At 26.4% G+C, this 17916-nt stretch carries 10 protein-coding genes, 2 tRNA genes and 1 rRNA gene; 9 read left to right on the forward strand and 4 right to left on the reverse strand.

Going from position 1 to position 17916, the window contains the following annotated elements; translation table 11 throughout:
• The first annotated feature begins 41 nt into the window (after nt 1–41).
• The 4 genes from uppS (at nt 42) to dnaE (ending at nt 7400) form a co-directional block, all read left to right on the forward strand.
• Nucleotides 42–776 carry a polyprenyl diphosphate synthase gene (gene uppS, locus HU701_RS01410; protein WP_178919122.1) on the forward strand — a complete coding sequence of 245 codons (735 nt, stop codon included), beginning with the start codon at nt 42–44 and terminating at the stop codon, nt 774–776.
• Nucleotides 777–972: 196 nt separating this feature from the next.
• A complete protein-coding gene (gene bamA, locus HU701_RS01415) occupies nt 973–3366 on the forward strand; it encodes an outer membrane protein assembly factor BamA (RefSeq protein ID WP_248594369.1) in 2394 nt (797 codons plus the stop codon).
• 84 nt (nt 3367–3450) lie between these two features.
• A complete protein-coding gene (fabZ, locus tag HU701_RS01420; RefSeq protein ID WP_158346259.1) occupies nt 3451–3903 on the forward strand; it encodes a 3-hydroxyacyl-ACP dehydratase FabZ in 453 nt (150 codons plus the stop codon).
• Nucleotides 3904–3932: 29 nt separating this feature from the next.
• Nucleotides 3933–7400 carry a DNA polymerase III subunit alpha gene (gene dnaE / locus HU701_RS01425; RefSeq protein ID WP_178919126.1) on the forward strand — a complete coding sequence of 1156 codons (3468 nt, stop codon included), beginning with the start codon at nt 3933–3935 and terminating at the stop codon, nt 7398–7400.
• 1 nt (nt 7401) lies between these two features.
• Here the strand turns inward: dnaE and HU701_RS01430 are convergent, their stop codons facing one another.
• Complete coding sequence (locus HU701_RS01430) at nt 7402–9111, reverse strand: proline--tRNA ligase (RefSeq protein ID WP_178919128.1); 1710 nt, start codon at nt 9109–9111, stop codon at nt 7402–7404.
• A 233-nt stretch (nt 9112–9344) separates the two neighbouring features.
• Between HU701_RS01430 and flhB the strand changes: the two genes are divergently transcribed.
• A complete protein-coding gene (flhB, locus tag HU701_RS01435) occupies nt 9345–10496 on the forward strand; it encodes a flagellar biosynthesis protein FlhB (protein WP_158346266.1) in 1152 nt (383 codons plus the stop codon).
• On the forward strand, nt 10489–12582 hold the full coding sequence (gene flhA, locus HU701_RS01440; protein ID WP_178919130.1) for a flagellar biosynthesis protein FlhA: 2094 nt from the start codon (nt 10489–10491) through the stop codon (nt 12580–12582). Before flhB ends, flhA begins: the two co-directional genes overlap by 8 nt.
• Before the next feature lie 101 nt (nt 12583–12683).
• On the opposite strand, the gene argS is transcribed toward flhA, so the two are convergent.
• A complete protein-coding gene (gene argS / locus HU701_RS01445) occupies nt 12684–14426 on the reverse strand; it encodes an arginine--tRNA ligase (protein WP_178919133.1) in 1743 nt (580 codons plus the stop codon).
• Nucleotides 14427–14846: 420 nt separating this feature from the next.
• Between argS and HU701_RS01450 the strand changes: the two genes are divergently transcribed.
• From HU701_RS01450 to HU701_RS01460, 3 genes are all read left to right on the forward strand, one after another.
• A 16S ribosomal RNA gene (locus HU701_RS01450) occupies nt 14847–16394 on the forward strand.
• 59 nt (nt 16395–16453) lie between these two features.
• Nucleotides 16454–16530 (forward strand) — tRNA-Ile (locus HU701_RS01455).
• 47 nt (nt 16531–16577) lie between these two features.
• A tRNA-Ala gene (locus HU701_RS01460) sits at nt 16578–16650 on the forward strand.
• Here HU701_RS01460 and gloB read toward each other — a convergent pair.
• Both gloB and rnhA read right to left on the reverse strand, forming a co-directional pair.
• Nucleotides 16632–17399: a hydroxyacylglutathione hydrolase gene (gloB, locus tag HU701_RS01465; RefSeq protein WP_178919135.1), complete on the reverse strand. Its 768-nt coding sequence runs from the start codon at nt 17397–17399 to the stop codon at nt 16632–16634. The genes HU701_RS01460 and gloB overlap by 19 nt on opposite strands.
• Nucleotides 17396–17887 carry a ribonuclease HI gene (gene rnhA / locus HU701_RS01470; RefSeq protein ID WP_158346274.1) on the reverse strand — a complete coding sequence of 164 codons (492 nt, stop codon included), beginning with the start codon at nt 17885–17887 and terminating at the stop codon, nt 17396–17398. Before rnhA ends, gloB begins: the two co-directional genes overlap by 4 nt.
• Nucleotides 17888–17916 lie beyond the last annotated feature (29 nt).

Genomic DNA, 17916 nt, shown 5'->3' on the forward strand with positions numbered 1-17916 from the left:
GCATCAGTATTATTTCTTTAAAAGAAAATATATGTAATATTATGTCAATAATTAAAGAATACAGTAAAAATGAAAAAAAAATACCTCGTCATATTGCTATTATCATGGATGGAAATGGAAGATGGGCACAAAAAAGAGGTAAAATTCGTATTTTAGGTCATAAAGAAGGTTTTAAAGCAGTTAAAAAAACAGTTAAATTTGCTCTTCAAAATAAAATAAAAGTATTAACATTATATACCTTTAGTACTGAAAATCAGAAGCGTCCTAAACTTGAAATAATAGCTTTATTAGAACTATTTTTATTTGCATTGAAAAATGAGATTCAACATTTAAATAAATATAATATTTGTTTAAAAGTAATTGGTGATTTAACTTATTTCGATAAAGAATTACAATTGTATATTTATAATGCAGAAAGAATGACTTTAAATAACAATGGATTAATTTTAAATATTGCTGCAAATTATGGTGGTAAATGGGATATAGTGGAAGGTGTAAAAAAAATACTTTCCGATGTGCAAAAAGGGATCTTGTGTATTAGTCAAATTAAAGAGGAAATATTTTCTCAATATTTATCTACAAATAATTTATTACCAGTAGATTTGGTAATTAGAACTGGAGGTGAAAAAAGAATTAGTAATTTTTTACTATGGCAAATAGCATATTCTGAATTATATTTTACTGATGTTTTATGGCCTGACTTTAATGCATTTGAATTTAAAAATGCAATAAATTATTTTTCTACCCGAAAACGTCGTTTTGGGGGGAATTTTTAAAAATTAAAAATTTTTAATATCACTTAAATTTTTATAAGTATTTTAAGATAATTAATCTTATCAAAATTTTATTTTTTATCTCTTAATTTCTTTTAGATTATATATTTTAAGTATATAAAGTATTAAATCTATTGCAGGAAAAATTGCAATAATGTTAATTAAAAAATTTTTTATACTTTTTTTGATGTTTTTTAGTATGAATATTTGTTCGAAAAATATATGGACTATAAAAAACATTGAATTTCAAGGTTTGAGTTATTGTTCAAAAGAAGAAGCATTAAAAAACATTTTATTTAATGTTGGTAATAAAATATCTAAAAACGATATTAAAAAGAGCATTAAATCTTTATTTAAAACAGGCAAATTTCAAGATATTAAAGTATTTTTTTCAGAAAAATCACTTATTTTTAAAATGATAGAACGACCTTTAATTTATCATATTAATATTTCAGGAAATCATCTAATTAAAGATGCTATTTTAAATAATCACCTTAATGAATTAGGAATTTCAGTAGGAAAACAATATAATCCGTATTTAAAAGATATTTTTATAAGTAATATAAAAAATTTTTATTCACATCTCGGTAGATATCGAGTGAAAATTCAATTTTTAACAACTTTCTCTTCAAATAATAGAATTAATTTGAAAATATTAATTAATGAAGGAAATTTATTACAAATCAATAATATTAAGATCATTGGAAATAAAAATTTTTCTCAAGATAAGATAATTTCTTTAATTCAGTTAAACAATTATCAACCTTGGTGGAATTTTTTAGGAAAGCATATTTCTTATTATAATCAACTAGAAAAATATCTAAGTGATTTAAATAAATTTTATTTAAACAAAGGATATTATTATTTTCATATAGATAAAAAAATAGTTAATTTTTTAAAAAATCAAAATAAAGTAAATATTATTTTATATATTTCTGAAGGAAACAAATATACAATTGATCGTTTTTTTCTTAATGGAAATGTATTTCAGTATTATGAAAAAATTAAGCGACTTATTACAATTAAAAATAAAGAATTTTATAATAAAGAAAAAATTGATTTAATTGTTCAAAAAATTAAATATTTTTTATCTGAACATGGGTATATTAATTCTAAAGTTGTAATCAATCCTAAAATAAATTTCCGAGAAAAAACTATAGTTTTAAATTTTGATATAGATATTAATCAACGTTATTTTGTCAACAAAATATCTTTCCAAGGAAATGAGTTAACTAAAGATATAGTTTTGCGTCGTGAAGTTAAACAAATGGAAGGTCAATGGTGTAATTTAAAACTAATTGATTTAGGAAAGGAATCATTAGAAAAAATAAAATATTTATATGATGTTAAAATTATAAAAAATTTTGTAAATGATAAGCGAAATGCAATTGATATTATTTATCAAGTAAAAGAGAATTCTACCGGTACTATAAATTTTGGATTAGGTTATGGAAAAGATAGTGGGTTAAGTTTAAACGCTTCTCTTTCAAAAGATAATTTGTTTGGATATGGAAATTCTTTGAAAACTAGCATTATTAAAAACGATAATCAAAAATACGCAGATTTATTATTTACATATCCATATTTTTTTGATAATGGTACAAATTTAAATGCGAGATTATTTTACAATGATTTTAAATATCATTTAAGTGATATGTCAGATCTTATAAAAAAAACCGCTGGATTTGAAAGTGATTTAAGTTTTTTAATAAATGATGTTAATAGATTTAATATAGGTTTTGGATATACTCGGAATAGCTTGGTGAATATAAACAGTGCAATAAGTAAAAAACAATTAACTAATACAATTAATAAAAAAAGATTTTTTAGTCATGCGACAAAGACTATTGATAATCAATCTTTAAATAGCAGTTTAGTCAATGACTTGACTTTAAATTATTCAATTTTACATGATACTTTAAAAAATTTTTATTTTCCTATTTCTGGTAATCAAACTTATTTAAGTGGTAAAAACACTATTCCTGGTTCTGATAATAATTTTTACAAATTTTTACTAGATACTGAGCAGTATATACCGTTAGATCAAGAAAATAAATTTATATTTTTAGCTCATTTTAAAGCTGGTTTCGGAGATAGTTTAAATCAAGAAAAATTACCTTTTTATGAAAATTTTCATTCAAATAATTCAAATAATATTCGTGGTTTTCGCGTCAATACTATTGGTCCAAAAAAAAGTTATACTAATAAAAATCTGAAAGAATGCCTTGGATATAAAAATAATAATTCTTGTGAATCTTTGGATTCAATTGGTGGGAATGCTATGTTTATTAGCAATTTAGAATTAATTGTACCAATTCCTTTTCTTAAAGAAGAAAATACACATTTTTTTAGATCTTCGTTTTTTTTAGATGCCGGTAATATTTGGGACACCAGACTAAAACAAAAAAAAGATACTTTTAGTTCGCAGTTAATCAATTTTTCTAATTTAACAAATATTTATTCTTCAATTGGATTTGCTTTACAATGGTTTTCTCCTATTGGACCATTGATGTTTTCTTATGCTTATCCTATTCAAAAGAATGAGAATAATCAATTAGAAGCATTTCAGTTTAATATCGGAAAAAGCTGGTGATTATAAGTTGAATTGAATTTATTAAAATATCTATTTAACTTCTAAAATATTTTTTTAAAATTGATTTTCTAAAAGGCAAATATTTTGAATTCTAATATTTCAAACATCAAAAAAATTTTAAAAACTTTACCACATCGCTATCCTTTCTTATTAATTGATAGAATTTTAGATTTCAAGATATCTAATTATTTAAAAGTATTAAAAAATTGCACTATAAATGAACCTTTTTTTCAAGGACATTTTTTTAAAAATCCTATTTTTCCCGGTGTTTTAATTATTGAAGCTATGGCTCAAGCAGTTGCTATTTTAATACATAAAAGTACTGGAGGTTTAAATATCAATAAGTTATATTATTTTGTTGGTATTGAACATGCGAGATTTAAAAAAAATGTTATTCCTGGAGATCAAATTTTTATTGAAGTGTTTTATTTAGAAAATAAAAAAAACTTAATTAAATTTAAAGCTATTGCGGAAGTACAGAATATAAAAATTTGTTATGCTACTATTCTTTTTTATAAAAAATCAGTAATTAATTAAAATATTTTTATATTAAATTTGGAATATACATGATTTCAAAAAAATTTGTTCATCTACACGTGCATAGTGATTATTCGATATCTGATGGATTATCTAAACCTGAAAATTTAGTAAAAAAAGCTGTTTCTTTAGGAATGATGGCTTTAGCAATTACAGATTTTACTAATTTGTATGGTGTAATAAAATTTTATAATTCTGCGCATAATTTAGGATTAAAACCTATTATTGGTGCAACAGTCAAATTTATTTCAGAGTTTATAAAACATGATTTAGTAGAATTAACTGTGTTAGCTGCAAATCAAGAAGGCTATAAAAATTTAATTTCTTTAATTTCTCGTGCATATGAAAAAGGATATATTAATAATAAATTTGTAACAATAGAAAAAAAATGGCTTTCAGAAAATAATAGTGGGTTAATATTACTTTCGGGAGGTTGCCGAGGTGAGATTGGAAAAATTTTATTGCGCAATCAATCTTTATCAGTAGTTTCTTCTTGTTTAAAGTTTTATAACACATATTTTCCTTCTTCCCATTATTTAGAATTAATACGAACAGGTAGACAAGACGAAGAAAAATATTTACATCTAGCTGTAGATTTATCTTATTCTAAAAGTATTCCAGTAGTTGCAACTAATGACGTTTGTTTTTTAAAAGAAGAAGATTTTAAAATTCATCAAATTAGAATTGCAATTCATGAAGGAGAAATTTTAAAAAACTCTAAAATTCAAAATAACTATAGTAAACATCAATTTTTAAAAAGCGAAGAAGAAATATTTAATCTTTTTTCTGATATTCCTGAGGCATTAATTAATAGTGTAGAAATTGCAAAACGTTGTAATGTTTTTATATCTTCTGGAAAGTATTTCTTACCTCAATTTCCAACTACTCAAAAAAGTGTTAAAGATGATTTAACTATAAAAGCTAAAAAAGGATTAAAAAAACGTTTAAAAATATGCTCTTCTAATATTAAAGCAGACAACCAAGTGTATCTAAAATATAAAAATCGTTTAAATATGGAATTAGAAATAATAAATAAAATGGGTTTTCCTGGTTATTTCTTAATTGTAATGGAATTTATACAATGGGCAAAAAAAAATAATATTCCAGTCGGACCTGGACGAGGTTCAGGCGCAGGTTCATTAGTTGCATATGCATTAAATATCACAGACATAGATCCTTTATCATTTAATTTGTTATTCGAGCGTTTTTTGAACCCAGAACGTATCTCTTTACCTGATTTTGATATTGATTTTTGTATGGAAAAAAGAGATCGGGTAATCGAACATGTTGCAGATGTATATGGTAGAAATGCAGTAGCTCAAATCATTACTTTTGGAACAATGACTGCAAAAGCTGTAATTAGAGATGTAGGAAGAGTTTTAGGTTATCCTTATGGATTTATTAATAATTTGTCTAAATTAATACCTTTAGATCCAGGAATAACACTCAATGAAGCTTTTTCTAAAAACTCAGAATTATATGCTCTTTATAAAAATGATGAAGATATAAAAAAATTAATTGATATTTCCAAAAAATTAGAAGGAGTTAACAGAAATATTGGTAAGCATGCAGGTGGAGTTGTTATTGCTCCTACTAAAATTACTGATTTTTGCCCGTTATATTGTGACGAAAACGGAAAAAATCCTATAACTCAATTTGATAAAAATGACATTGAATATGTTGGTTTATTAAAATTTGATTTTCTTGGTTTACGTACATTAACAACAATCAATTGTACAGTAAATATGATTAACAAAAGGTTATTTCCGGATAAAAAAAAAATCAATATTCACTCAATTCCCTTAAATGATAAAAAATGTTTTAATTTACTAAAAGAATGTAAAACTACAGCTATTTTCCAATTAGAATCTTATGGAATGAAAGATTTAATTAAAAGATTAAAACCAGATTGTTTTGAAGATATTATTGCGCTTTTAGCTCTTTTTAGACCTGGTCCATTACAATCAGGAATGGTGGATAATTTTATAAATCGAAAACATGGATATGAAAAAATTTCATATCCTGATAATAAATGGCAACATTTACTTTTAAAGCCAGTATTAGAATCAACTTATGGAATTATTTTATATCAAGAACAAGTGATGCAAATTGCTCAAATTTTAGCAGGTTTTACTTTAGGAAAAGCGGATATTTTAAGACGAGCTATGAGTAAAAAAAATGCGAAAGATATGGCTAAACAGAGAAAATTTTTTTTAAAAGGATCTCAAAAAAATGGAATTAATATAAATTTAGCAATGAAGATTTTTGATTTATTAGAAAAATTTGCAGGATATGGATTTAATAAATCGCATTCTGTAGCTTACGCTTTTATTTCTTATCAAACATTATGGCTAAAAACATATTATCCTGCAGAATTTATAGCTTCTACTATGAATTCTGATATAGATAATATAGAAAAAATTATAATTTTAGTACATGAAGCATATAATATTAAATTGAAAATTATTCCCCCTAATATTAATTTAAGTAAATATGAATTTTATGTTGATAATTTTAACAATATAATTTACGGTCTTGGAGCTATAAAAGGAATAGGTGCAAATTCAATTAAAAGCATTGTTGAAGAAAGAGAGAAGAATGGCTGTTTTCGTGATCTATTTGATCTATGTACACGTTCTGATCCTAATAAAATTAATCGCAGGATATTGGAAAAGTTAATTATGTCAGGTAGTTTAGATTCTATCGATAAGAATAGAAATTATTTGCTTGATTTAATCGAAGATGCAATTAAAGTTTCGAAAGAACATATAAAAATTAAAAATAATCGACAAGCTAGTCTTTTTGGTGGATTTAAAGATGAATTAAATATGACAAAAAAATATAATTCATCTCAATTGTTGTATTCTAAAGAAAATGAATTAAAAAATGAATATCAAGTTTTAGGTTTTTATTTAACATCACATCCTATTGATCAATACGCAGAAGAATTGAAATATTATATAAAAAATTTGAAAAACTCAATATTAAAATTTAGTAATAAAAATCAGATATTTTTAGGAATTGTGATTTCAATTAAAACGAAAATAACAAAAAATAAAAATAAAATGATTATATTAACATTAGATAATTATACAAGTCGTTTAGAAGTTATAGTTTTTAAGAAAGTATTTGATTCATTTGAAAATTTAATTAAATTAAATGAAATTTTAATAATTAAAGGCACAATAGAGCCAACTAAAAATTCAAAAATAATAGCACATGATATTATGAATTTGACATTAGCACGAGAGAAATATATTAAAAAATTAATAGTTATATTTCCTCGGAAAAAAGATAAATTTTTCTTAGAAAAATTATATCAACTATTAAAAAAACAAGAAAAAGGAAATATTTTTATTGACATATTTTTTCAAACAACACAGCCTTCTTTAAATTTAATAAAACAAACGAATTTTAATATTAAGGTGAATAATGAATTTTTGCATGAGCTAAAATTTTTAGTTGGATCAAATAATATAAAATTAAAATTTTATTAAATTATTTTAATCGATTTTTTAAAAAAGAAACAATTTCTTTAATATTAACAAGAATATTTTTTTTGTTTTTTCTTTCTCGATATTCTACTTTTTCTTTGTCTATGTAACGTTTACTAACAATAATTTGGTGAGGAATACCAATCAAATCTATTTCATTAAACATAATACCTGGTCTTTTCTTCCGATCGTCTAAAATTACATCTATTTTCTCATTCTTCATTTTTTCATATAGTTCCTCTGCAATTTTTTTCGTTTCTTTGCAGTTATTCATATTGATAGGTAAAATAGCTACTTCAAAAGGAGAGATACAACTCGGCCAAATGATACCCTTTTTATCATAATTTTGCTCAATTATAGATGCGATAATTCGTGTTATTCCAATTCCATAACACCCCATATATAAATTTTTTTGTTTTCCAGATTTATCTTTGACTAATGTGTTCATTTTCTTAGAATATTCTTTTTCTAATTGAAATATATGTCCAATTTCGATACTTTTTTTAATTTCTAAGGATTTTGATCCATCTGGTCCTAAATCGTTTTTTGTAATTTTCCTAATATCAACAATAGTTGGAATTGGAATATCTATGTTCCAGTTTACATTAATAAAAAATTTTTTATTAACATTTGCTCCAATAGTAAAATTTTTCATATAATATACTGAAACATCAGCAAAAATTGGTACATTTAGGTTTAAAGGCCCTAAAAATTTATTTTTAACACCTATTAGTTTTATAGTTTCTTTTTCATTGATGAATTGTAATGGTTTTGAAAAAACATTAATTTTTTCTACTTTAAATAAATTTAATTCATGTTCTGATCGTATTAATAAAGCTGCAAATGAAGACTGATTATTTTTATCTGTTCGGATCAAAATAGTCTTTATTAAATTTTTTATAGGAAATTGTATTTCATCAACATTTTTAATGGATTTTATACTTTTAGTTATATTATGAATATTTTCAGGGATTTTTTTAAAAAAGTTAATAGATTCTATTGATTTAGCTGTATTGATATTAGAAGAATATGATGTATTTTTAGAAAATACTATTTCATCTTCTCCATTATCAGATAAAGCTTGAAATTCATGAGAAATTTTACCACCCATAGATCCAGAATCAGCATGAACTACTCGGAATTGAAGTTGCATTTGATTAAATATATTAATATAACTTTTATAAAATTTATCATAAGTTTTTTTTAAGCATTCTTTACTTATATGAAAAGAGTAAGCATCTTTCATAATAAATTCGCGAGCTCTAATAATTCCAAATCGTGGGCGTATTTCGTCTCTAAATTTAGTTTGAATTTGATATACAATTAATGGCAGTTCTTGATATGAACGTATTTCATTGCCAATTAAATAAGTCACAACTTCCTCATTGGTTGGGCCTAATATAAATTGTTGATTACGTCGATCAAAAAATTGTAGTAATTCTTTTCCATACGTATTCAAACGATTGCTTTCTTCCCATAGTTTTTTAGGTTGTATAATAGGTGTAGAAATTTCTAAAGCGTTTATTTTTTTCATTTCACAAGAAATAATTTTTTTTATTTTTTTTAATACCTTTAAACCTGTTGGAAGCCAAGTATATAAACCTGAAGATAATTTTCTTATCATTCCACTTCTTAGCATAAGTTGATGACTAATTATTTTCGTATCATGAGGGGTTTCTTTTAAAGTTAGTAGTAAATATTTACTTGCTCGCATATATTAAGGTCTCAATAAAAATAAAAAGTTATTTAAAAATTAAAATATTTATTTTAATTATCAATATTAATTCTATTATATAATAAAATATTTTAAAAATATTTTTTCATACTTTTAATATTTAAGTTGAATTGAATTTTATTAGAAAAATATTTTATAAATTTCTTATTATTTTTTGTAGTCTATTAATTTCTCATTAAGCAAAATAATTATAATGGTTAAAAATATTTAAAATGAATTATGATATGCATGAAGAAAAAACTGAAAAACCAACTGAACATCATATTAAAAAATCTCGGAAAAAGGGTAAAACGAGATATTCTCGTGAATTAAATTCTTTATTAATTTTAACAGTTGGATTGTTGAATTTATGGTTTTGCAGGAATTCAATTATACTTGAATTCAAAAGAATTTTATCTAATAGTTTTGATTTTAACAATGATATTATTTTAAATAAACAAAACATTTTATTAAATATTTTTACTTCTTTAAAAAAAGTTTTTATTATTTTTACTCCATTTTTAGGATCTTTATTTTTTGTGATTATAGTGCCTGCTATTTTTTTTAGTGGTATTCAATTTAATTTAAAATCATTAAAATTTGATCTTAAAAAATTAAACTTAATAAAAGGATTAAAAAGAATCTTTTCTTTAAAAATTTTTTTTGAATGTTTTAAAAACATATTAAAGTTGATTTTTATTGGAAGTATAGTTTTTTGGTATTTATGGTTGCATTTTTCTGAAATATTATTTTTTGATATTAAAGATATTTTTTCTGTTTTTTCTTTTGGTTTTTATACTATTATTCGTTGTTGTATTTTAACAGTATTAGGTTTAATTCCAATTGTTGTTTTTGATATTTTTTGGAGTCAATTTCAATACTATAAAAAATTAAGAATGACTCGTCAACAAATTAAAGATGAATTTAAAGAGCAAGAAGGTCATCCACATTTAAAAGTTAGAATTCGTCGACAGATGAAAGAAAATTTTCGTAGAAGAATGATTTTAAATATTCCTAAATCTGATGTTATTATTACTAATCCTATAAAATATTCTGTAGCGCTCAGGTATGATGAAAAAAAAATGAATGCGCCTAAAGTAATAGCAAAAGGTTCAGGTTATTTAGCCATTCAAATACAGAATACTGCAAATAAATATAATATTCCTATAATTTCTGCTCCTGCATTAGCTCGTTCATTATATCGTTATGCGGAAATAGGACAATATATTCCTGGTCCTCTTTATAAAGCTGTTGCTGAAGTTTTAGCGTGGGTTTGGAAAGTCAGAAAATGGAAAAAAGAAGGTGGAATTTTTCCAAAACAACCAAAAAATATATTCGTTCCATCGGAATTAAATTTTACAGGAGAAAGCGAAAGCAATGGTTAATTTTTCTTCTATTTTTCGCATTATAAAAAATTTTAAAAACACTCAATGGAAAGTATTAGCGGGACCAATATTAATTTTAATTATTTTATCAATGATGGTGTTACCACTCGCGCCTTTTATTTTAGATGTTTTTTTTACGTTTAACATTGCCTTATCAATTATTATTTTACTTGTTTCTATGTTTACTAGAAAAACTTTAGATTTTGCTGCTTTTCCAACTATTTTACTATTTTCAACATTATTAAGGTTAGCATTGAATGTTGCATCTACGCGTGTAATTTTTCTAAATGGACATAGAGGAACTTATTCAGCAGGTAGAGTAATCGAATCATTTGGGCATTTTTTAGTGGGTGGAAATTTTGCTATTGGTATAGTGGTATTTGTCATTTTAGTGATCATTAACTTTATGGTAATTACTAAAGGAGCGGGTAGGATAGCAGAAGTTGGAGCAAGGTTTATATTAGATGCTATGCCTGGTAAACAAATGGCAATTGATGCTGATTTAAATGCAAGTTTGATTGGTGAAGCAGAAGCTAAAAAACGTCGATTACAAATTACACAGGAAGCTGATTTTTATGGATCTATGGATGGAGCAAGTAAATTTGTACGAGGAGATGCCATTGCTGGTATTTTGATTATGATTCTTAATATATGCGGTGGATTAATTATCGGTGTGTTTCAACATGACATGTTATTAACTAAAGCTGCTGAAGTTTATACCTTATTAACCATAGGAGATGGTTTAGTTGCCCAAATACCTGCATTAGTAATTTCTACTGCTGCTGGTGTAATTGTTACAAGAGTTAGTACTAATCAAAATGTTGGCGAGCAAATGATAAGTCAATTATTTTACAATTCTCAGGTAATTTTGTTAAGTGCTGTTGTTTTAGGTATACTTGGTTTAGTTCCTGGGATGCCAAATATAGTATTTCTTACATTTACAATTTTATTATTTTTTCTTGCTTGGAGATTGAATCGTAAAGAACGTAGTTTTAAGAATGATATTTCATCAAGACCTAAAAACCAACATGAACCGATGTTAAATTCAACGACTGAAGCTTCTTGGAATGATGTTGAACTAGAAGATCCTATAAGAATAGAAATAGGGTTTAATTTAATTCCTATGTTAGATGTTAAAAAAAACGGTGATTTATTAGAAAAAATTCGAATTGTTCGAAAAAAAATTGCAAAAGAAATTGGATTTCTTCCTCCTTTAGTTCACATTAAAAACAATATGAACTTAACTAAAAATTCATATCGTATTTTTATTAAAGGTATAGAAATAGGTCATGGAGAATGTTTATACGGAAAATTAATGGCAATTTCTACTGGTCAAGAAATAGAATCACTACCTTTTACGATAGTCAATGAACCTGCTTTTGGTTTATCTGGTTATTGGATTGATAAATCATTTAAAACAGAAGCAGAAAAAAAAGGATATTCTGTAGTTGATTCGAGCTCTATCATTGCAACACATTTAAATTTTCTAATTTCTCAGAATATTGATGAATTATTTGGTCGTTATGAAACTCAGCAGCTATTAAATCGTGTAAATTCAGAAGTTCCTAAATTAACTGAAGATTTAATACCTAATATAATTGATCTTACGACTTTACATAAAATTTTAAAAAATTTAATTTTAGAAAAAGTTCCAATAAAAGACATGCGAACTATTTTAGAAACGTTATCAGAACATGCTATTAATCAAAAAGATGCAAATGAACTAACTAGTGTTGTTCGAATATCTTTAAGTAAAGTCATAATTCAAAAATTATTTTACAAAAAAAATGTTATTGAAGTAATGGTTTTAGAATCTAATTTAGAGCAATTATTATTGAATAGCGTGAAAGGAGAAAAAATTAATATAGAACCAGGTTTATCTGAGATGCTATTGTCTAAAACCAAAGAAGCAATTGATAAACAAAAGTTAATAAAAGCTCCTATTGTTTTATTAGTACCTCATGTTTTGAGGTTATTTCTATCTAGATTTTTACGTGTTCATTTTTCAGAATTAACTGTTTTGTCTCAATTTGAAATAAATGCAATAAATAATATAAAAGTTACTAATATAATTGGAAGCACATAATATTTTTTTAAAATACAGATTGGTGTGGTTTTAAGTGGTACGTTTTATTAGTACTACATTATTACCTCACCTTACTGATATTTTTAAAAGAAAATTTATTTTTACATTTTTTTTAATGTTTTTATTCCCAGGATATTAAGCCCCTTTTTTAATGTTTTTGCTGTTAAAAAAGATAATTTTAATCTACTTTTTCGTGTTTTTATTTTTTCAGAAAATAAAATCGAGCAATTTTCATAAAAATTAGAAAAACATGTTGCTAATTCGTAAAGATAATTACACATAACATGCGGTGTTCCTTTTTTTTCTATAATTAAGATAATTTCTTCAAATTCTAATATCTTAATTGCTAATTTGATTTCGCTATTTTTAATTAAACTAATTTTTTCTGAGATTTTATGTATTCGTATAGTGGATTTTTTTAAAATTGATAGAATTCTTGTATAGGCATATTGTATGTAAGGCGATGTATTACCTTCAAAAGTTAACATTGTATCCCAGTCAAATATATAGTTAGTGTTTCTGTTTTTAGATAAATCAGAATATTTTACTGCGCTTATTCCTATAACTTTAGCTAATTTGATAAGTATTTTTTTAGGTAAATTAGGTTTTTTTTGATAAATTAAATCCTTAGCTCTATTTATTGCTTCGTCAAGTAGTTCGGTAAGTTTAATAGTATCTCCATCACGTGTTTTAAAAGGACGTTTGTTTTTTGATAACATCATTCCGAATGTATGATGTTCTAATAATAAATTATGAGGTATGTAATTAGCTTTTCTCGCAATAGCCCATATTTGTAATAAATGCCGGTATTGACGAGAGTCTGTATAGTATATTATACGATTAGCGTGTAATATTTCATATCGATATTTTAGACAAGCAATTTCCGTAGTAGAATATAAAAAAGCTTTATCCTTCTTTTGAATCACTACTCCCATGGGTTCTCCCAGTTTGTTTTTAAATTCATTTAAGAAAATTATAGTAGATTTATTCTTTTCTATAGCTATTTTTTTTTCTTTAAGATCTTTTATAACATCTGGAAGCATTTTACTATATAAGCTTTCTCCCATAGTATGTTGTTGTTTTAATGTCACATTAAGTTTCTTATATATTTTGTAATTATAATTCATTGTTATTTTGACTATTTTTTTCCAAATAGAATAGCAATTTGGATCTCCATTTTGTAGTTTTACTACATATTTTCTTGACTGTTCTTCAAAATTTTTATCTAAATCACATTTTTTTTTTGATTTGCAATAAAAGTTTTCAATTTCTTTCAGGGAAATAAGATTTTCTTGTAATTTTTTTTCTAATTTTTTATATTTTAAATATGCAATTAACATTCCAAATTGAGTACCCCAATCTCCAATATGATTAGCCCTGATAACATTATGCCCTAAAAATTCTAAAGTTCTTACCATAACATCTCCTATAATTGTAGATCTTAAATGTCCTATATGCATTTCTTTAGCAATGTTTGGTGAAGAATAATCTACTACTATAGTTTTTTTGGAAACAACATGCTTTATACCCAATCGAGATGAATTAAACAATTGTTCTAACTTCTCTGATAAAAAATTTTCATTAATAAAAATATTCATAAAACCTGGGTAAGAAAATATTATTTTTTTATATATATTCTTTTTGTGAATTAAAAAAACTATTTTTTCATATAAACTATATGGTTCAATATTATTTTTATGTGCTATTTTAATTAAGTTATCGACTTGATAATTTCCGAGCTCTGTTTTTTTTTTAGCAATAATTAATGGTTTATAATAATTTTTAAGACCGATTTTAATTAAAGCTTGTTCAATATCTTTTTTTATTGTATATTTTAAATTCATTGGAAACCTTCATTTATTTAAAATTAATAATAATTTAAATAAATTTTATTAATTTAATATAAAATTATTTTAATTATTAAATTGTTAATAATACTAATTAACTTATTTTGCATTGTTAATACTTATATTATAATGAATTTTTTAATAAAAATATTAATTTTTTAGATAAAAATTTATTTTTTAAAGTATGTAGTAAATTTTAAATAGTTTTTTATGTCTTTAAAAAAATTAAAGTTATAATTAATTTCATTAAAAGGTTGACAAGATCTAAAAAAAAATGTAATCTCTTATTTAAATCTTTAAAAGTAAAACCGCTCTTTAAAAAAATATTAGATAATCTGTGTGGGCACAAAAAATTAAGTACAAATAAAATTTGTTTTAGTTTAAAATCTCTTAAATTTATTTAAGAGATAGCTTTAAAAATTGAAGAGTTTGATCATGGCTCAGATTGAACGCTGGCGGCAAGCCTAACACATGCAAGTCGAGCGGCAGCGAAAGAAAGCTTGCTTTCTTGTCGGCGAGCGGCAAACGGGTGAGTAATATCTGGGAATCTACCCAAAAGAGGGGGATAACTACTAGAAATGGTAGCTAATACCGCATAAAGTTGAAAAACCAAAGTGGGGGACCTTAAAAGGCCTCATGCTTTTGGATGAGCCCAGAAGAGATTAGCTTGTTGGTAAGGTAAAAGCTTACCAAGGCCACGATCTCTAGCTGGTCTGAGAGGATAACCAGCCACACTGGAACTGAGACACGGTCCAGACTCCTACGGGAGGCAGCAGTGGGGAATATTGCACAATGGGCGAAAGCCTGATGCAGCTATGCCGCGTGTATGAAGAAGGCCTTAGGGTTGTAAAGTACTTTCAGCGGGGAGGAAAAAAATAAAACTAATAATTTTATTTCCTGACGTTACCCGAAGAAGAAGCACCGGCTAACTCCGTGCCAGCAGCCGCGGTAATACGGAGGGTGCTAGCGTTAATCAGAATTACTGGGCGTAAAGAGCACGTAGGTGGTTTTTTAAGTCAGATGTGAAATCCCTGGGCTTAACCTAGGAACTGCATTTGAAACTGAAATACTAGAGTATCGTAGAGGGAGGTAGAATTCTAGGTGTAGCGGTGAAATGCGTAGATATCTGGAGGAATACCTGTGGCGAAAGCGGCCTCCTAAACGAATACTGACACTGAGGTGCGAAAGCGTGGGGAGCAAACAGGATTAGATACCCTGGTAGTCCATGCCGTAAACGATGTCGACTTGGAGGTTGTTTCCAAGAGAAGTGACTTCCGAAGCTAACGCATTAAGTCGACCGCCTGGGGAGTACGGCCGCAAGGCTAAAACTCAAATGAATTGACGGGGGCCCGCACAAGCGGTGGAGCATGTGGTTTAATTCGATGCAACGCGAAAAACCTTACCTGGTCTTGACATCCATAGAATTTCTTAGAAATAAGAAAGTGCCTTAGGGAACTATGAGACAGGTGCTGCATGGCTGTCGTCAGCTCGTGTTGTGAAATGTTGGGTTAAGTCCCGCAACGAGCGCAACCCTTATCCCCTGTTGCCATCGGTTCGGCCGGGAACTCAGAGGAGACTGCCGGTTATAAACCGGAGGAAGGTGGGGACGACGTCAAGTCATCATGGCCCTTACGACCAGGGCTACACACGTGCTACAATGGTTTATACAAAGAGAAGCAAATCTGTAAAGACAAGCAAACCTCATAAAGTAAATCGTAGTCCGGACTGGAGTCTGCAACTCGACTCCACGAAGTCGGAATCGCTAGTAATCGTGGATCAGAATGCCACGGTGAATACGTTCCCGGGCCTTGTACACACCGCCCGTCACACCATGGGAGTGGGTTGCAAAAGAAGCAGATATCCTAACCCCTTACCGGGAAGGCGTCTACCACTTTGTGATTCATGACTGGGGTGAAGTCGTAACAAGGTAACCGTAGGGGAACCTGCGGTTGGATCACCTCCTTAAAAAAATATACTTTTTTTTTCGGTGCCCACACAAATTATCTAATAAAAATTTCTTAGAAAGGCTTGTAGCTCAGATGGTAAGAGCGCACCCCTGATAAGGGTGAGGTCGGTGGTTCAACTCCACTCAGGCCTACCATAAAACAAGCTAAATATAGACCATATAAAAAAATCATAATAATATATGGGGCTATAGCTCAGCTGGGAGAGCGCCTGCCTTGCACGCAGGAGGTCAGCGGTTCAATCCCGCTTAGCTCCAAAAATATCTTTAATTTTTCTTAAATAACAAAAAACTTCAAAAGAATCTTTATATTTTTTAAACCCCATAGACTTTTTTAAAAAAAACTCATTTGTTCTTAAAAATATATTAATTTTTTTTTCTTTATTAAGAAGAAACGGGAAAATATTTTTTTTTAAAAATATTTTTTTATGAATTTTTTTATAATAGTCTTTAATATTTTTGTCTTTAGGTAAAAAATGCATAGAGAAAATTAAATTAGATAAAGTATATTCATGAGAACAGCATAAAACAGTATTATTTGGAAATAATTTAATTAATTGAATAGAATTGTACATTTTTGCATAATTATTTTCAAAAACTTTTCCACAACCAGCTGAAAAAAGAGTATCTCCGCAAAATAAATATGGTTTTAAATAGTAGGCAACATGACCTAATGTATGACCTGGAGTAAAAATAATATCGATATTATTTTCTAATAGACGTATTTTATCCCCCCCTTTAATGATTTGATGAACATGAGAATTTTTCGTTTCTTCAGGACCAAAAACAATAATCTTAGGGTATTTTTTTAAAATATTTTCTACTCCACCCGTATGATCTATATGATTATGAGTCAATAAAATAGCTTTAGGATTCCATTTTTTTTTAATAATTTCTTTAATTACAATATTTGATACACCTGGATCCACGATGATACAAGAATTATTTTTATCATATAAAATCCAAATATAATTATCTTTTAATGCAATTATGTTTGTTAAAATCATAATTTTTCCTGCAATTTTTTATAAAAAACTATTTCATAAAATTTATCTTGAATACATGGATGGTTTGCAGATTGACGTGCAATTTTGTCACATAGTTCATTTTCTATATGCCCGCTATGTCCTTTTATCCAAAACCATGTAATACAATGTTTTTTTAGTAAATCGTTAATGCGTAACCATAAATCTATGTTTTTTATTAATTTTTTATTATTTTTTTCCCATTTTTGTTGCTTCCATTTGTTCATCCATTTAGTTACTCCATTCTGGACATATCGACTATCTGTAAAAATTTCAACTGTACAAGACTGTTTTAAAAATTCTAACCCAGATATTACACCCATAAGTTCCATTCTATTATTAGTAGTCAAAAAAAAACCTGAAGTTAGTATTTTTTCTGTTTTTTTATAACGTAATATAGTTCCGTATCCACCTGCTCCTGGATTTCCTAAGCAAGAACCATCTGTAAATATTTTTACTAATTTTAACATTATATTAAATATTCCGAAAAGATTAATTA

The organism is Buchnera aphidicola (Aphis gossypii) (genome assembly GCF_013394915.1).
In the GTDB taxonomy this organism is placed as follows: domain Bacteria; phylum Pseudomonadota; class Gammaproteobacteria; order Enterobacterales; family Enterobacteriaceae; genus Buchnera; species Buchnera aphidicola_AZ.